Genomic DNA, 15,874 nt, shown 5'->3' with positions numbered 1-15,874 from the left:
TGCCGGGCTGATGGGTTGATGGGTTGCTGGGGGTGTTGGGTTGCTGATGGGTGGATGGGTTGCTGTCTTTGTCCTCCCCCACCCCGCCCCTTCCCGAGACCCTCCGGGGGTGGGTCGGCCTTCGGCCGCGGACCGTTGAGTAGTTGCTCGCGCCCCTAAAACCCCGGTTCGCTTTCGTCCGCGGACCGTGCCCGCGTCTCGCACAGTTCCCCGCGCCCCTGAAACCCGCTTTCGGCCGCAGGCCGTGGACGGCTGGTCGCGCAGTTCCCCGCGCCCCTTGAACGGCCGGTTGTCGTGTGCGGGCCGTGGACGGCTGGGCGCGCAGTTCCCCGCGCCCCTTGAACGGCCGGTTGTCGTGTGCGGGCCGTGCTTGCTTCTCGTGCGGTTCCCCGCGCCCTTGGCGGGGCTCGGTGGAGGCGTCCTCAGCCTGTCCGGCGTTTGAGGACGAGCGCCCTTTAGGCGCGAACGGGGGTGCAGGGGGCGGAGCCCCCGCCGGGGTTGGAGGGGCGGAGCCCCTCGGGGGGTCCGGGGCGGAGCCCCAGGGGGCCGCACCCTTCGGAGTTGCCGCACGGGCGGGAGGGTGGGAAAACCCCCCGGGGTCCGGGGCGCAGCCCCAGGGAGTTGGGGACAGGCGACCCCGGGCAACGAGCCGCGCTCACTTGACCGCACCGCCCACCCCCAAAACCAACCTCCGCTGCACCACGACAAAGAGCACCAGCACCGGCACCGTCATCACCGTCGACCCCGCCATGATCCCGCCCCAGTCGTTCTCGTCCGGCTTGAAGAAGACCAGCAGGGCCATCGGCAGCGTCGACTGCGACGTGTCGCTGATGATGAACGACTTCGCGAACAGGAAATCGTTCCACGCGGAGATGAAGGAGAAGACGCTGGTCGCCACCAGCCCCGGGAAGACCAGTGGAAACAGGATCTGCCACAGAAACCTCGTACGGCTCGCCCCGTCGAGCGCCGCCGCTTCCTCCAGCGCGACCGGCACCCCCTTCACGAACCCCCGCAGCATCCAGATCGCGAAGGGCAACGAGAACGCGAGGTGCGGCAGGATCAGCGAGCCCAGCGTGTTGAGCTGTCCCATGTCTCGCATCAGGAAGAACAGCGGGATCGTCAGTGCCTCGACCGGCACCATCTGCGCCACCAGGAACATGATCAGCAGCGTGGTGCGGAACCTGAACCGGAAGCGTGTCACCGCCGTCGCCGCCAGGAAGGCGATCAGCGCGGAGAGGACGACGACACTGCCCGCCACGACGAGGCTGTTGAGGAAGTACCGCCCGAAGTCCTCCTGGGTGAAGACCCGCCGGAAGGAGTCGAGGGAGGGGGAGAGGGTCCAGGGCCTGGGGTGCGCCGACTGCACCTCTCCCGCCGGCTTGAAGGCGGAAAGGACCATCCAGTACAGGGGGAAGGCGACCACCACGGCCACGAGGACCGCGACCCCTTCGGCAACCAGCCGTCCGGGCCGGCGTCTCCAGGCAGCCAGCGCCGAAGCCGTAGCCGTACCTGAACCCATAGCCGTAACCGAAGCCGAAGCCGAAGCCGAAGCCGTAGCCGTAGCCGTAGCCGAACCCTCACCCCCCGGCTCGCCAACACCGCTACGCCACCTCACAGTTCCTCCCCGTCCCGCTCCCGCCGCAGCAACCGCAGATAGATCAGCGTCGCCCCCAGCAGGATCAGCAGCATCACGACGCCGATCGCCGAGCCGAGGCTGTACTGCGAGGAGGCGAACGCCTTTTGGTAGGCGTACACGTTGAGGACCAGGTTCTGGCCCGCGATGCCGCCGCCGTTGGTCATGACGTAGATCTGTGTGAACACCTTGAAGTCCCAGATGACGGACTGGATCGTGACGACCGTGAGGATCGGGCGGAGCATCGGCGCCATGACGGACCGCCAGATCCGCCACTGCGATGCGCCGTCGAGGGCGGCCGCTTCGAGCACCTCGCCCGGAATGGCCCGGATCCCGGCGTACACCGTGATCATCACGAACGGGAACGAACACCACACCACTTCGAGCAGAACGAGCAGGAACGCGCTGTAGCGGCCGTACGTCCAGGAGTGGTCCCCGAGGCCCAGCACCCGGTTCACGGGGCCGAAGTCGGGGTCGAAGAGGAACATCCAGACCGTCGAGCCGGTGATCGCGGGGGTCGCCCACGCCCCCAGCGCGGCCAGCATCAGCGCGAGCCGCGGCAGGGCCCGTACGCGTGTCAGGAGGACGGCGAGCGCGCAGCCGATCGCGAGGGTGCTCAGGACGCAGGCCGCCGCGAAGACGAGGGTGGCGAGCAGAACCGACCAGAACTGGCTGTCCGAGAACAGCGTGGCGTAGTTGTCCAGGCCCTGGAAACGGGTCGGCTCGCCGCCGCTGACCTGGGCCTGGGTGTACTGCAGGAAGGAGATCAGGCCGAGTTGACAGACCGGGTAGACGAGCAGCGCGCCGAGGACGGCGAGGGCGGGGGCCAGGTAGAGCCACGGCGTCCAGCCCGCCCCCCGGAGCGCGCGGCCGCGCGCTCCGCCGCGCGGACGTCGGGACGGTGGCTTCGGCGCCGCCGTCGTCCGTGCGGCCGCGCCGCGCTCGGCCGTCAAGGGGCTCAACCCGCCGCTCCGAACGCCTCGTTCATCTTCTTCGCCGCGTCCGACGACGCCGTGGCCACGTCCTTCTTTCCGCTGACGACCTCCTGGAACATCGTGGGCAGGACGAGCGAGGAGTCGATCTGGCCCCAACCGGGCGACGCGGGAACGAACTTGGCGCCCGCGGCGAGCGTGCGGACGAAGGGCTCGACGAACGGCTGCTTCTTCGCGACATCGGCCCGTACGTCGGTGTAGGTCGGCAGGAAGCCCATCGCGTCGAACATCTCGCGCTGGGTCGCCTTACCGGTGAGCTGCTCCATGAGGGCGACGGCGAGCGTGCGGTGCGAACTGCTCTTCAGTACACCGATGTTGTTGCCGCCGGCGAAGGCCGGGGCGACGGAGCCCGGCGCGAGGCCCGGCAGCGGCACGACGGCGTACTTGCCCTTGACCGTGCCGGCCTCGACGGCTGCGTGGTTGAAGTCCCCGCCGATCGCCATGGCCGCTTTGCCGTTCGCGAAGGCGGTGACGGTGGCGTTGCCGCCCATCTGGGCGCACTTGGCGGCGGGGCAGTTGTCGTCGCCGAAGAGCGAGGTGTAGGCGGCGATGCCCTTGCGGGCGGCGTCGCCGTCGAGGGCGGAGGTGTATTTCCCGCCGTTCTCGGTGGCCAGTTCGCCGCCGTTGGCCCAGAGGAACGGCAGCGCCCCGTATGTGTAGGCACCGCCCACCGCGAGTCCGTACAGGCCGGGTTGGGCCCGGTGGATCTTCTTGGCGGTCGCGATCAGTTCGTCCTGGGTCTTCGGCACGGCGATGCCGAGGTCCTTGAGGACGTCGGTGCGGTAGTACAGCGCTCGGACGCCGACGAACAGCGGGGCGCCGTAGACCTTTCCGCCGACCGTGACGGACTGCTTCGCCGTCGGGTCGGTGTCCTTCGCCTCGCTCCACGCCGCGAACTCGGCGCTGACGTCGGCGAGTCCGCCGTCCTTCACGTAGCCGGCCGTATCGGTGTTGCCGTACTCGATCAGGTCGGGCGCGGAGCCGGGGTCGTTGAAGGCGGCCTTGATCCGCTGGGCCCGGGTGTCGACGGGTATGTACTCCACCTGCACGTCGGCGCCGTGGTGGGCCTGCTCGAAGGCGGCCACGGCCCTGTCCACCACCTTCTGCTTGGGGCCGTTGCTCACCTCCTGGAAGAGCCAGACCCGCAGGGTGCCGTTCTTGTCGTCCCCCTTCGCTCCGTCGCCGGACGTCTGCGGGGCGCACGCGGCGAGCGCGACGAGGGCAAGGGCCGCCAGTGGAAAGGCGGTTCGGGCGGACAGCTTGGACGTCTCGGGCAGCTTCACGGCAGAAATCCTCCCCATGGCGTTGCAACATACGCAACGAGCGTTTCGCATACTGCACAACAGGGAGGAGGTTATGGCGGAGGCAAAGCTCGCGGCAAGAGGTCTGGACAACCCGTAGCCGCCGACCGACGCAAAACGGCCCCCGGGGTGTGCGTCACGCACACCCCGGGGGCCGTTGAAGTGGAGGCGGCAGGAGCTTCCTGCTACGTCGCTCCCTGCTACTCCGTTACTTCGCCGCTTCGCTGCTTCGCTACTTCTTGTCCTTGCCGCCCTTGTCCTTGTCCCCGCCGGCGCTCATGGACTCGTAGATCTCCTTGCACATCGGGCAGACCGGGTACTTCTTCGGGTCGCGCCCCGGCACCCAGACCTTGCCGCAGAGCGCGACGACGGGCGTGCCGTCGAGCGCGCTCGCCATGATCTTGTCCTTCTGGACGTAGTGGGCGAAGCGCTCGTGGTCGCCGTCGCCGTTCGACACCTGGGGTGTCGGCTCTACGAGGGTCCCCGTACCTGCCCCGCGCTCGGGCTCAAGAGTGCTCATAACCACCAAGGGTACTGAAGGCAACCGGATTGAGTGGAGGGGTGTCACCGGGTGCCGGTCCGGGCGTCGGTCCGGGCATGGGTCCGGGTGCCGGTCCGGGCGGCCCGAGTGCCGGTCCCGGTGTCAGTTGAGCGAGGGATCGTCCGGATAGGTCGCCACCATCGCGAGCTCGTTGCGCTGGCGGCGCAGCACCGCCCGCCACAGGTTCTCCGGTTCCGGGGACGACACGTCGCCCGGCTCCGACTCGACCACGTACCAGGCCCCCTCCGAGAGCTCGTCCTCCAGCTGGCCCGGCCCCCAGCCCGAGTACCCGGCGAAGATCCGCAACGAGCCGAGGGCGGCCGCGAGCAGCTCCGGCGGCGCCTCCAGATCGACCAGGCCGATCGCCCCGTACACCCGCCGCCAGCCAAGGGGGTCTCCCCCGCCCGGACGAGGCCGAGAGCTCGGGGAAGGGCCCTCCTCGCCGGGAATCACCGCGATGCCCAGCGCGGAGTCGAGGGAGACCGGGCCGCCCTGGAACACCACCCCCGGCTCGCCCGCGAGAGCCGCCCAGGACTCCAGGATGTCGCCGACGCCGACCGGCGTCGGACGGTTCAGGACCACGCCGAGCGTGCCCTCCTCGTCGTGGTCGAGGAGCAGCACCACCGCGCGGTCGAAGTTCGGATCCGTCAGGGCGGGAGTGGCGACGAGCAGCCGCCCCGTGAGCGAGGACACCTCGGTCATGGCGACATGATCCCGCACAACGGGCCCGCGCGGGAGACGTGGCCGCCGCCACGCGCCGGGAAACGGCCCGGATTCGGCCCGTATCCGTGACACTCCGCAGAGCTGACCTGCGCGGAGCGTGCTGTAGCGAATTCATTACACACGTGAACCGTCCCCGGCCTTATGGGGCACGGGTGAAAGCCGCTTACCCTTTATCCCTGCCCCCTGCCCGACGACTCCGGAACGCGAGATTCATGACCGGCACAGACGATGTACTGCTTGTCCACGGCGGAACCCCGCTCGAGGGCGAGATCCGCGTCCGCGGCGCGAAGAACCTCGTGCCGAAGGCGATGGTCGCCGCCCTGCTCGGCAGCGGCCCCAGCAGACTGCGCAATGTGCCCGACATCCGCGACGTACGCGTCGTACGGGGCCTGCTGCAGCTGCACGGCGTCACGGTGCGCCCCGGCGACGAGCCGGGCGAGCTGATCCTCGACCCCTCCCACGTCGAGTCCGCCAACGTCGCCGACATCGACGCCCACGCGGGTTCCTCGCGGATCCCGATCCTGCTGTGCGGCCCGCTCCTGCACCGCCTGGGCCACGCCTTCATCCCCGGCCTCGGCGGCTGCGACATCGGCGGCCGGCCCATCGACTTCCACTTCGAGGTGCTGCGCCAGTTCGGCGCGACCATCGAGAAGCGGGCGGACGGCCAGTACCTGGAGGCCCCCCAGCGCCTTCGCGGCTGCAAGATCACGCTGCCGTACCCCTCGGTCGGCGCGACGGAGCAGGTGCTCCTGACGGCCGTCCTCGCGGAGGGCGTGACCGAGCTGTCCAACGCGGCGGTCGAGCCGGAGATCGAGGACCTCATCTGCGTGCTGCAGAAAATGGGCGCGATCATCGCCATGGACACCGACCGGACCATCCGGGTCACCGGTGTCGACGTGCTCGGCGGGTACACCCACCGCGCCCTCTCGGACCGCCTGGAGGCCGCCTCGTGGGCGTCCGCCGCGCTGGCGACCGAGGGCAACATCTACGTCCGCGGCGCCCAGCAGCGCTCGATGATGACGTTCCTGAACACCTACCGGAAGGTGGGTGGCGCCTTCGAGATCGACGACGAGGGCATCCGCTTCTGGCACCCCGGCGGCTCGCTCAAGTCCATCGCGCTCGAAACCGACGTGCACCCGGGCTTCCAGACCGACTGGCAGCAGCCGCTGGTCGTCGCCCTCACGCAGGCCACCGGCCTGTCCATCGTCCACGAGACGGTGTACGAGTCGCGGCTCGGCTTCACCTCGGCGCTCAACCAGATGGGTGCGCACATCCAGCTGTACCGCGAGTGCCTGGGCGGCTCGAACTGTCGCTTCGGCCAGCGCAACTTCCTGCACTCCGCGGTCGTGAGCGGCCCCACGAAGCTCCAGGGCGCCGATCTGGTCATCCCGGACCTGCGGGGCGGGTTCTCGTACCTCATCGCGGCGCTGGCGGCCCAGGGCACGTCCCGGGTGCACGGGATCGACCTGATCAACCGGGGCTACGAGAACTTCATGGAGAAGCTCGAAAGCCTCGGCGCGAAGGTAGAACTCCCCAACGGTTCCCTGATCTGACCCCGCCGGGGCTCCGCCCCGGCCCCCGTGCGCGCCGGCGGTGGACTCCACCGAGCCCCGTAAGGGGCGGGAAACCGCGCGAACGGTCCGCACACGAAAGCGGGTACGCAAAAGGGCGGCCACCCTGTTTCCAGGGTGGCCGCCCTCTGTGTTGCTGCTGAGCGACCCTGCGGAGCAGAGGACGCTTACTTGCCCTTGGCGGCTTCCTTGAGCTTCGAGCCCGCGGAGACCTTCACGCTGTAGCCGGCCGGGATGTTGATCGGGTCGCCGGTCTGCGGGTTACGAGCGGTACGAGCGGCACGGTGGGTGCGCTCGAAGGTCAGGAAGCCGGGGATGGTGACCTTCTCGTCGCCCTTGGCGACGATCTCGCCGACGGTCTCGGCGAGAGCGGCCAGCACGGCGTCGGCGTCCTTGCGGGTCACCTCTGCGCGGTCGGCCAGCGCGGCCACCAGCTCACTGCGGTTCATGTTCTTACTCCCGTGTTCTTCTTGCCTGTGAGGCGTGCCACGCGGCGGAAGCCGCATGTTGAATACAGCGAAGCCGATGCTGCCAGGGCCCTCGGACAGTCCCCGGACTCGGGTCCGCTTGCACGACCTCGCGTCCTGGGGGTCCCCCCTGGACGAAGTCCTTGGGGAAGCATCCTGCCCCCACCTACGGCGGGAAAGCCAATCCGGCACTCTCCCGAGTCACACCGGGTCACACGAAAAGCGCCAACGCCTCAGCGAGGTGACGCTCCGTCGACACGGTGGGACTCCCCGACCAGGGCCGGTGCGGATGCGGGTCATGGTCCGCCACCCTAAGGGGGCGTTACTGGGCCCGCATCCCGCGACGCGCCGTAGCTCAGGCCGACGTGGGGCCCGTCACAGCGGCGCCGGCGGCCTTGGCGGCGTTGCGGACGGCCCCGGCGACCGCTCCGGCCACCTTGTCGTTGAAGACCGACGGGATGATGTAGTTCGCGTTGAGTTCGTCCTCGGCGACGACGTCGGCCAGCGCGCCGGCCGCCGCCAGCATCATCTCGGTGTTGACGGTGCGGGACTGCGCGTCCAGCAGACCGCGGAAGACACCCGGGAAGACCAGCACGTTGTTGATCTGGTTGGGGAAGTCCGAGCGGCCGGTGGCGACAACTGCCGCGGTCTCGCGGGCGATCGCCGGGTCCACCTCGGGGTCCGGGTTCGCGAGCGCGAACACGATCGCGCCGTCGGCCATCGCCGCGACGTCGTCGCCGTTCAGGACGTTGGGGGCGGAGACGCCGATGAAGACGTCGGCGCCGACCACGGCCTCCTTGAGCGTGCCGGTGAGGCCCTCGGGGTTGGTGTTGTCGGCGATCCAGCGCAGCGCCGACTCGGGGTCCGCGTCGACGAGGTCGGCGCGGCCCGCGTGCACCACGCCGTGGATGTCGGCGACGACCGCGTTCTTGACACCGGCGGCGAGCAGCAGCTTGAGGATGGCCGTGCCGGCCGCTCCGGCACCGGACATGACGACGCGTACGTCGCCAATTCCCTTGCCCACCACGCGCAGTGCGTTGGTCAGCGAGGCCAGCACCACGATCGCGGTGCCGTGCTGGTCGTCGTGGAAGACGGGGATGTCGAGGGCCTCGCGCAGCCGGGCCTCGATCTCGAAGCAGCGCGGCGCGGAGATGTCTTCGAGGTTGATGCCCGCGAAGCCGGGGGCGATCGCCTTGACGATGGTCACGATCTCGTCGGTGTCCTGGGTGTCCAGGCAGATCGGCCAGGCATCGATGTCGGCGAAGCGCTTGAAGAGGGCCGCCTTGCCCTCCATGACCGGCATGGCCGCCATCGGGCCGATGTTGCCGAGGCCGAGCACCGCGGAACCGTCCGTCACGACTGCGACGGTGTTGCGCTTGATGGTCAGGCGCCGGGCGTCCTCGGGGTTCTCGGCGATCGCCATGCACACCCGGGCGACACCCGGGGTGTAGATCATCGAGAGGTCGTCACGGTTGCGGATGGGGTGCTTCGACTGCATCTCGATCTTGCCCCCGAGGTGCATCAGGAACGTACGGTCGGAGACCTTGCCGAGGGTGACGCCCTCGATGCGGCGCAGCTCCTCGACGATCTCGTCGGCGTGCGACGTGGAGGTGGCCGCGATGGTGACGTCGATCCGCAGCTTCTCGTGGCCGGAGGCGGTCACGTCGAGGCCGGTGACCGAACCGCCCGAGGACTCGACGACCGTGGTGAGCTGGGAGACCGCCGTGCCGCTTGCGGGCACCTCAAGGCGGACCGTCATCGAGTACGAGACGCTGGGCGCCGTTGCCATGACCGTGTTCCTCTGCTTTCCCTAGCTTCGTTGCTAGCACCGCCTCGGCTGTGGCGCGGCGGTGCCATCCGATGGTCGCACCTACTGGCTGGTAGCCGATAATGGGCGGCCCTTTTCGGAAAGTTGTTTCCACCATACGAGAAAGTGGTGGTCCGGCGGAAGCCCCAACCGGGAGACCTCGGCCGGAGGGCCCGAGGCGCCGCGCCGGAGGGCCACGACGGAGGGGGCCCGCGCTCAAGGCTCCGGCAACGACGACAGGCCCACGCCGTCCGAAGACGACGTGGGCCTGTCTCTCACGTTGATGACACCGGCCCGCCATGCTCGCCTCGCGGCAAGTGGTCGCTCTGAGCGACTAAGGTTGGGCCCGGGGGCTTGGATCGAGCCGGTGCCACAACCAGGCTAACAAACCACCCCGGGAAGTGATCCCCGCATCGCGAGTTGACCTCGAATTTAATCGCGGAGCAGGTCCGGCACCCCGTCCGCGTCGGGCTCGTCCCGGTCCCCCGAGACGACCGTGAGCTGCTGCGTCGCCCGGGTCAACGCCACGTACAGCACCCGCAGTCCGGCCGGGGACTCGTCCGCGATCTCGGCCGGGGAGACGACCACCGTGGCGTCGTACTCCAGGCCCTTGGCCTCCAGGCTGCCGAGCGCCACCACGCGGTCGCCGAGCCCCGCGAGCCAGCGCGCGGCCTGCTCGCGGCGCCGCATCGCGACGACCACGCCCACCGTGCCGTCCACCCGGTCGAGCAGCCGACCCGCCTCCTCGCGCACCGAGCGGGCCAGGTCCCCGTCGCGCACGACCGCGAACCGGGGCTCCACGCCCGTGGAGCGGACGGCGGCCGGCGACTTCATGCCCGGCATCGCCAACTCCAGTACCTTCGCAGCCAGTTCGGCGATCTCGGCGGGGTTGCGGTAGTTGACGGTCAGCTCGAAGCGGCGGCGCGGGCGGCTGCCGAGCGCCTCGTCGCGGGCCTCGGCCGCTTCGTCCGGGTCGGACCAGGAGGACTGCGCGGGGTCGCCCACGATCGTCCAGGTGGCGGTACGCCCGCGCCGCCCGACCATGCGCCACTGCATCGGCGTGAGGTCCTGCGCCTCGTCGACGATGACGTGCGCGTACTCGGTGCGTTCGAGGGCGAGCCGCTCGGCGCGCTCGCGCTGGGTCTCCTCCCGGTGGGGCATGAGCTCTTCGAGGCCGGTGAGCGCGTCCAGCGGGTCGTACTCGCGCTTGCGCTTGGGCCGGGCCGGGGCGCCGAGCAGCGTCTCCAGCTCGTCGAGCAGGGCCACGTCGTGCACCGAGAACGCGCCGTTCGCGGTCCGGGCGAGCGAGCGGGCCAGGCGCCGCACCTCGCCCTGATTGAGCACCCGGCGGGCCCAGCGCGCCAGGCGCCGCTCGTCGGCCATCGCGGCGAGCACCCCGCGCGGGGTCAGCTCCGGCCACCAGGCGTCGAGGAAGGCGATGAAGGCGTCCTCGGACGCGATGTCGTCGTCGAAGGAGGAGCGCAGTTCGGCGGCCAGCTCGGGGTCGGTGTGGCGGCCGTTCGCGCCGGACTTCGACCACAGGGCATCGAGCAGCAGCCTGCGGGCGCGCGGGCGCAGCAGGTTGACGGGCGCGGTGCCGCTGAGCACGGTCTGCCGGATGCGCCGCAGCTCGTCGGCCTCCAGCTCGACGCGGGCGCCGAACGCGACGACGCGCAGCCGCTGGGCGGGTTCCGGTGCGGGCGCCTGTTCGCCGAGGGCGAGCTGTTCGCCGCCGCGCCGTCTGGACCGCCCGGAGCGCTCCCCCGGCCCTTCGAGGGCGCCCCTGGCGGCCTTGCGCAGCACGTGGAGCATGCGGGAGGAGCCCTTGATGCGGGCGACCGCGGGATCGTCGTACTCGGTGGCCTCCGCGCCGTCCACGAGGTTGCCGACCGCGCGGATCGCGACCTGGCCCTCCTCGCCGAGCGAGGGCAGCACGCCCTCGGTGTACGAGACGAGCAGCGGCGTCGGCGAGACGATCAGGATGCCGCCCGCGTAGCGGCGCCGGTCCTGGTAGAGCAGGTAGGCCGCGCGGTGCAGCGCGACGGCGGTCTTCCCGGTGCCGGGGCCGCCCTCGACGTAGGTGACGGAGGCGGCGGGCGCCCTGATCACCATGTCCTGCTCAGCCTGGATGGAGGCGACGATGTCGCGCATGGTGTGGCTGCGGGCCTGGCCGAGCGCCGCCATCAGGGCGCCGTCGCCGATGACGGGCAGCCCGGCGCCGTTCAGGGTCGCCGTGAGCTCCGGGCGCATGAGGTCGTCCTCGACACCGAGCACCTTGCGGCCCTTGGAGCGGATGACGCGGCGGCGTACGACACGGCCGGGGTCGACCGGCGTCGAGCGGTAGAAGGGCGCCGCGGCCGGCGCCCGCCAGTCGATGACCAGCGGCGAGTAGTCGGCGTCCAGAACGCCGATCCGGCCGATGTGCAGGGTCTCCGCGATGTCGGCCGTGCCGTCGGGACGCACCGCGTCCTCGGCGGGCTCGATCGAGGTGTACGCGCCGTCCGGGCCCTTCTTGCCGTCCTTTCCGAGCAGCAGGTCGATCCGGCCGAAGAGGAAGTCCTCGAACTCGTTGTTGAGCCGGTTCAGATGGACCCCCGCCCGGAAGACCTGGGCGTCACGTTCGGCGAGGGCGCCTGGCGTCCCGACCTGACCGCGCTTGGCGGCGTCGTTCATCAGGAACTCCGCCTCATGGATCTTCTCCTCCAGGCGGCGGTACACCTGGTCCAGATGTACCTGTTCACCAGCGATTTCGCGTTCCCGGACCGAATCCACCGCGGATTCGGAGGTACCGGCAGCGGAATCGACAGCGGCATCCTGCGCGGCCACCGAGGCCCCCTTCTGACGTGCATTGGGCAGCCGTCAACCGTACGCGAAGGGGGGCCCCTTGTCAGGCCACAATCCGGCGCGACACCGCATGTCGGGACCCATGTCCCGGCAGGTGGCTCACGCCGGGACGTCCACCAGCGCCTTCCCGTCGAACGTACGGACCTCGAAGTGGTCGATCTGGTCGCGGTTCAGCGCGGTGCCGCCGTGCACGTACAGCGGGTAGCGCGCCGACACGTGCGGGCTGTCCGCGATGCCGTAGCCCCAGGCGGGGACCGCCCAGGACGTCACGGTCTCCTTGTCGCCGTTCTTGCCGACCGCGATCAGGCTGCACTTCAGCGGACCCTTGACGTTCTTGAGCTCCAGGACGGTGTGGGTGCCCCAGGCCTTGGGCTCGGTGCCGACGGTCGCGGTGGTTCCCGTCGTCGGGTCGGTCGCGGAGACCTTCTGGGTCATGTGGTTGAAGAAGGCGTCCTCGGCCGGGCTCGTCGGATCGGCCGAGGCGCTCTGGTGGGTGCCGGTGCCCGACGAGGTCGCCACCACCGCGATCGCGGGCCCTCCCACGATCAGCGCGGCCGCGGCCGCCACCAGGTACGTGGTGCGGCGCCTGCGCCGGGCGCGCTGGGCCGCGACCTCGTTGATCAGGCCCTGCGTCATCCCGGGCGGCACCGGCCGCAGCGGCTGGGCGGCGGGGCCCGGGAACTCCTTGAGGGTGGCCAGCATCGGCTCCATGCCGGCCAGGGCGTCCAGCTCGGCGGCGCACCACTCGCACCCCGCGAGGTGGGCCTCGAAGGCGGTGGCCTCGGCGTCGTCGAGGATGCCGAGCGCGTACGCGCCGACCGCCTCGTGCACCGAGCCCTCGGCGTACTCCCCGGTCGTCATGCCGTCACCCCCCGTTCCTCCAGTGCGAGCTTCATCGAGCGCAGGGCGTAGAACACCCGGGACCGCACGGTCCCGCTGGGCACGCCGAGCGCCTGGGCAGCCTCATTGACCGTACGTCCCTTGAAGTACGTCTCGACGAGGGCCTCCCGATGGGCCGGGGTGAGGTCGTCGAGCGCGTCCGAGAGGGTCATCAGCCACAACGCCTTGTCGATCTCGTCCTCCGCGGGCATGACCTCCAGCGGCGACGGATCGACCTCCTGCGGCCGGGCCTGCCGGCTGCGGTGGCCGTCGATGACGATGCGACGCGCGACCGTCACCAGCCAGGGGCGGACCGAACCGGTGGCCCGGTTGAGCTGACCGGCGTTCTTCCAGGCACGGATGAGCGTCTCCTGCACGACGTCCTCGGCCCGCTGGCGGTCGCCGGCCACGAGACGCATGACGTACCCGAGCAGCGGCCCCGCGTGTTCGCGGTACAGCGCTCGCATCAGCTCCTCGTCGGGCGCGGAGCGGTGTCGGGCGCCGCGCGGACGGTCATCGGCCACGGCGGCATCCTTGCGCAACCGGCACCTCCAGGTCGAGACCATCCCGGTGCGCGGCCGCGCGCCGGTACGTCTCTCCATACGGGCGGTTGTCGGGAACCATTCAAAGCGGCGGCGATTTTCTCGGGCAGTCCTTCACGGCGCGGCCACGCGGCGCCGGTGCCGGGCCACCCGCTCGCGGTTCCCGCACACCTCGCTGGAGCACCAGCGGCGCCTGCGCCCGCGTGAGGTGTCGAGGTAGAGCAGCCGGCAGGCGTCGCCCTCGCACTGGCGCAGCAGGGCACGGGCGCCGGGGTCGGTGAGCAGATCGATGGCGTCCCGGGCGAGCGCGGCGAGCAGCGCGCCGCACTCGGGGGCGCGGTCCAGGGCCCGTACGAGAGCGCCGTCCGCGCCCCGGATCGCGCGCACGCCCGGCGTCGGGGCCGCGGCGAGCGCGTTGATGCGGTCCAGCGCGGCGGGCGCGCCCTGGGCCGGCCCGCCGAGCTCGACGTAGACCAACCGGCTGATGCAGCGCCGCAGTTCGACGAACCGGGCGGGCCAGTCGCCGTCGAGGCCGGCGAGCGGGGTGCCGCTCGGGACGAGCCCGGCGCCGAGCAGCCAGCGGCCCAGCTCCTCGGTGCTGCCCAGCTGTTCCCTCTCGTACGCCCCGGTCGCCAGCAGATCCAGACAGATCCGCCCGGAGTCGAACCGCACCATGCGCCTGTCACCGCCTAGGGGTTACCGGTGAGTGCCTACACCCAGAGTGCCCGTCCGGGGCCGCCCCCGGTAGCCCTCCTACCGGCCCGCGGCCTCCACGGGCGGGCCGTCGTGCAGGATGCGCTGGAAGAGCCGGTGGTCGCGCCACTCGCCGTGGATGTGCAGATAGCGCGGCGCGAGGCCGTACTCCTCGAACCCGGCCTTGGCGAGGACCCGCTGGGAGGCGTGGTTGTGCAGCACGGTGCCCGCCTCGATCCGGTGCAGGCCCAGCTCGTCGACGGCGAGGCGGCAGACCTCCTCGACGCTGCTGGTGGCGATGCCCCGTCCGTTGTATTCGGCGTCGACCCAGTACCCCAGGCTCGCGCTGCACAGCGGGCCGAGCACGATGCCGCTCAGCGTGAACTGCCCCACCACCCGCTCCCCGTCGACGCGCAGCCAGCGCCGCACGCCCGGCTCGGCGAACCGCTCCGCGAGACCGTCTGCGGTGTAGAAGGACTCGGGCCGGTACGGCTCCCAGGGCCGCATGTGCTCCCGGTTGCGCAGCAGGGCGGCGGCTATCGCGGGGGTGTCGGATGGCTCGGCCGGGCGCAGTGTCGTCATGGGCGTACGGTAACGCGTGACGCGGCCGGCCGCGTCGCGCGAGGTGGCCTCAGTCGTCCGCGTACTTCGCGTCCACCGCCGGGTCGAGCGCGAGTCGGTAGCCGCGCTTGACCACGGTCTGGATGACGCGCGGGGCGTCAAGTGCCGTGCGCAGGCGGGCCATTGCCGTCTCCACCGCGTGTTCGTCGGTGCCCGAGCCGGGCAGCGCGCGGAGCAGTTCGGCGCGGGGCACCACCCAGCCGGGGCGGCGGGCCAGGGTGCGCAGCAGGGCCATGCCGGCGGGCGGCACCGGCTTCAACTCGCCGTCCACGAGCGCCGCTTGGCCGCGGATCTCGACGCGGCTTCCCGCCAGGGGCAACACCGGTGCCCGCGCCGGGAGTTCGGCGCACAGGAGCTGGACAAGGGGTCCCAGGCGGAAGCGTTCGGGGGCGAGCGTGGTCACGCCGCGCGCCTGGAGCGGGAGTGCGGTGACGGGGCCGACGCAGACCGTGAGGACGTCGTCGTGCAGGGCGGCGAGCAGCGCGTCGAGCAGGCCGCGTTCCTCGGCCCGCTTCAGGAGCGAGGCCGCGGCGGGGGCGCTGGTGAAGGTGAGCGCGTCCAGGCCGCGCGAGACGGTGGCGTCCAGGAGCCGGTCGAGCGGCGCCATGTCCTGCGGCGGCATCCACCGGTAGACCGGTACTCCGACGACCTGCGCGCCGCCCGCGCGCAGCGATTCCACGAACCCCGGCAGGGGTTCGCCGTGCAGCTGGATCGCGATGCGCCGGCCCGCCACGCCCTCGTCGAGCAGCCGGTCCAGGACCTCGGCCATCGACTCGGAGGCGGGCGACCAGCGTTCGGTGAGCCCCGCCGCCCGTACCGCGCCCTTCACCTTGGGGCCGCGGGCGAGGAGTTCGACGCCCCTGAGAGTGTCGAGGAGTGCGTCGCCCATGCCCCAGCCGTCGGCGGCCTCGATCCAGCCGCGGAATCCGATGGCGGTGGTGGCCACCACCGTGTCGGGGGTGTCGGCGATCAACTGGCGTGTGGTGGCGAGGAGTTCGCTGTCGTCGGCGAGCGGCACGATGCGCAGTGCGGGCGCGTGGAGGACGGCGGCGCCGCGCCGGGTGAGCAGCGCGGCGAGTTCGTCGGCGCGGCGGGCGGCGGTGACCCCGACGGTGAACCCGGCGAGCGGCCCGTGGGGTGCGGCCGCTGGTGGTGCTGCGGTCATGACTCTCCAGGTGGTGCGGTGACGGCCGAGCCTGCCAACGGGGCGTGACGTGCGCGGTTCACCTCGGTTTCCCCGCTGTTACGTCCCGCCCCGCC

At 71.1% G+C, this 15,874-nt stretch carries 14 protein-coding genes; 1 reads left to right on the top strand and 13 read right to left on the bottom strand.

Translation table 11 applies throughout. The features are described 5' to 3' along the window. Nucleotides 1-655: 655 nt before the first annotated feature. The 5 genes from OG432_RS21310 to OG432_RS21290 all read right to left on the bottom strand — a co-directional run bounded on the left by OG432_RS21310 (nucleotide 656) and on the right by OG432_RS21290 (nucleotide 5,169). Nucleotides 656-1,519 (bottom strand): carbohydrate ABC transporter permease, encoded by an 864-nt coding sequence (locus tag OG432_RS21310; protein ID WP_328312548.1) that lies wholly within the window; start codon nucleotides 1,517-1,519, stop codon nucleotides 656-658. Between the two features lie 92 nt (nucleotides 1,520-1,611). Beyond that, a complete protein-coding gene (locus OG432_RS21305; protein WP_328315187.1) occupies nucleotides 1,612-2,586 on the bottom strand; it encodes a carbohydrate ABC transporter permease in 975 nt (324 codons plus the stop codon). Between the two features lie 5 nt (nucleotides 2,587-2,591). Beyond that, complete coding sequence (locus OG432_RS21300) at nucleotides 2,592-3,926, bottom strand: extracellular solute-binding protein (protein WP_328312547.1); 1,335 nt, start codon at nucleotides 3,924-3,926, stop codon at nucleotides 2,592-2,594. 232 nt (nucleotides 3,927-4,158) lie between these two features. Further along, nucleotides 4,159-4,446, bottom strand: coding sequence for a DUF3039 domain-containing protein (locus OG432_RS21295; RefSeq protein WP_267052954.1), 288 nt, complete (start codon nucleotides 4,444-4,446; stop codon nucleotides 4,159-4,161). 123 nt (nucleotides 4,447-4,569) lie between these two features. Next, on the bottom strand, nucleotides 4,570-5,169 hold the full coding sequence (locus OG432_RS21290) for a YqgE/AlgH family protein (RefSeq protein ID WP_328312546.1): 600 nt from the start codon (nucleotides 5,167-5,169) through the stop codon (nucleotides 4,570-4,572). A 233-nt stretch (nucleotides 5,170-5,402) separates the two neighbouring features. Between OG432_RS21290 and murA the strand changes: the two genes are divergently transcribed. Then, nucleotides 5,403-6,743 (top strand): UDP-N-acetylglucosamine 1-carboxyvinyltransferase, encoded by a 1,341-nt coding sequence (murA, locus tag OG432_RS21285; protein WP_328312545.1) that lies wholly within the window; start codon nucleotides 5,403-5,405, stop codon nucleotides 6,741-6,743. A 185-nt stretch (nucleotides 6,744-6,928) separates the two neighbouring features. On the opposite strand, the gene OG432_RS21280 is transcribed toward murA, so the two are convergent. The 8 genes from OG432_RS21280 to OG432_RS21245 all read right to left on the bottom strand — a co-directional run bounded on the left by OG432_RS21280 (nucleotide 6,929) and on the right by OG432_RS21245 (nucleotide 15,779). Continuing rightward, nucleotides 6,929-7,210, bottom strand: a complete 282-nt coding sequence (locus OG432_RS21280) for an HU family DNA-binding protein (RefSeq protein ID WP_003968811.1) — start codon at nucleotides 7,208-7,210, stop codon at nucleotides 6,929-6,931. 373 nt (nucleotides 7,211-7,583) lie between these two features. Next, a complete protein-coding gene (locus OG432_RS21275) occupies nucleotides 7,584-9,017 on the bottom strand; it encodes an NAD-dependent malic enzyme (RefSeq protein ID WP_328312544.1) in 1,434 nt (477 codons plus the stop codon). Nucleotides 9,018-9,467: 450 nt separating this feature from the next. Further along, nucleotides 9,468-11,861 (bottom strand): HelD family protein, encoded by a 2,394-nt coding sequence (locus tag OG432_RS21270; RefSeq protein WP_328312543.1) that lies wholly within the window; start codon nucleotides 11,859-11,861, stop codon nucleotides 9,468-9,470. 117 nt (nucleotides 11,862-11,978) lie between these two features. Next, nucleotides 11,979-12,740, bottom strand: coding sequence for an anti-sigma factor family protein (locus OG432_RS21265; RefSeq protein ID WP_328312542.1), 762 nt, complete (start codon nucleotides 12,738-12,740; stop codon nucleotides 11,979-11,981). Next, nucleotides 12,737-13,324, bottom strand: a complete 588-nt coding sequence (locus OG432_RS21260) for a sigma-70 family RNA polymerase sigma factor (RefSeq protein WP_328315186.1) — start codon at nucleotides 13,322-13,324, stop codon at nucleotides 12,737-12,739. The genes OG432_RS21265 and OG432_RS21260 overlap by 4 nt, the downstream gene beginning before the upstream one ends. A 90-nt stretch (nucleotides 13,325-13,414) precedes the next feature. Next, entirely contained in the window at nucleotides 13,415-13,975 is a 561-nt protein-coding gene (locus OG432_RS21255; protein WP_328312541.1) for a CGNR zinc finger domain-containing protein, read from the bottom strand. Nucleotides 13,976-14,053: 78 nt separating this feature from the next. Further along, nucleotides 14,054-14,575 carry a GNAT family N-acetyltransferase gene (locus OG432_RS21250; RefSeq protein WP_328312540.1) on the bottom strand — a complete coding sequence of 174 codons (522 nt, stop codon included), beginning with the start codon at nucleotides 14,573-14,575 and terminating at the stop codon, nucleotides 14,054-14,056. A gap of 49 nt (nucleotides 14,576-14,624) precedes the next feature. Next, entirely contained in the window at nucleotides 14,625-15,779 is a 1,155-nt protein-coding gene (locus OG432_RS21245) for a uroporphyrinogen-III synthase (RefSeq protein WP_328312539.1), read from the bottom strand. Between the last annotated feature and the right edge of the window lie 95 nt (nucleotides 15,780-15,874).

The organism is Streptomyces sp. NBC_00442, assembly GCF_036014195.1.
In the GTDB taxonomy this organism is placed as follows: domain Bacteria; phylum Actinomycetota; class Actinomycetes; order Streptomycetales; family Streptomycetaceae; genus Streptomyces.
The sequence above is the reverse complement of the archived record's forward strand: the minus strand, read 5'-3'. Positions and strand labels throughout refer to the sequence as shown.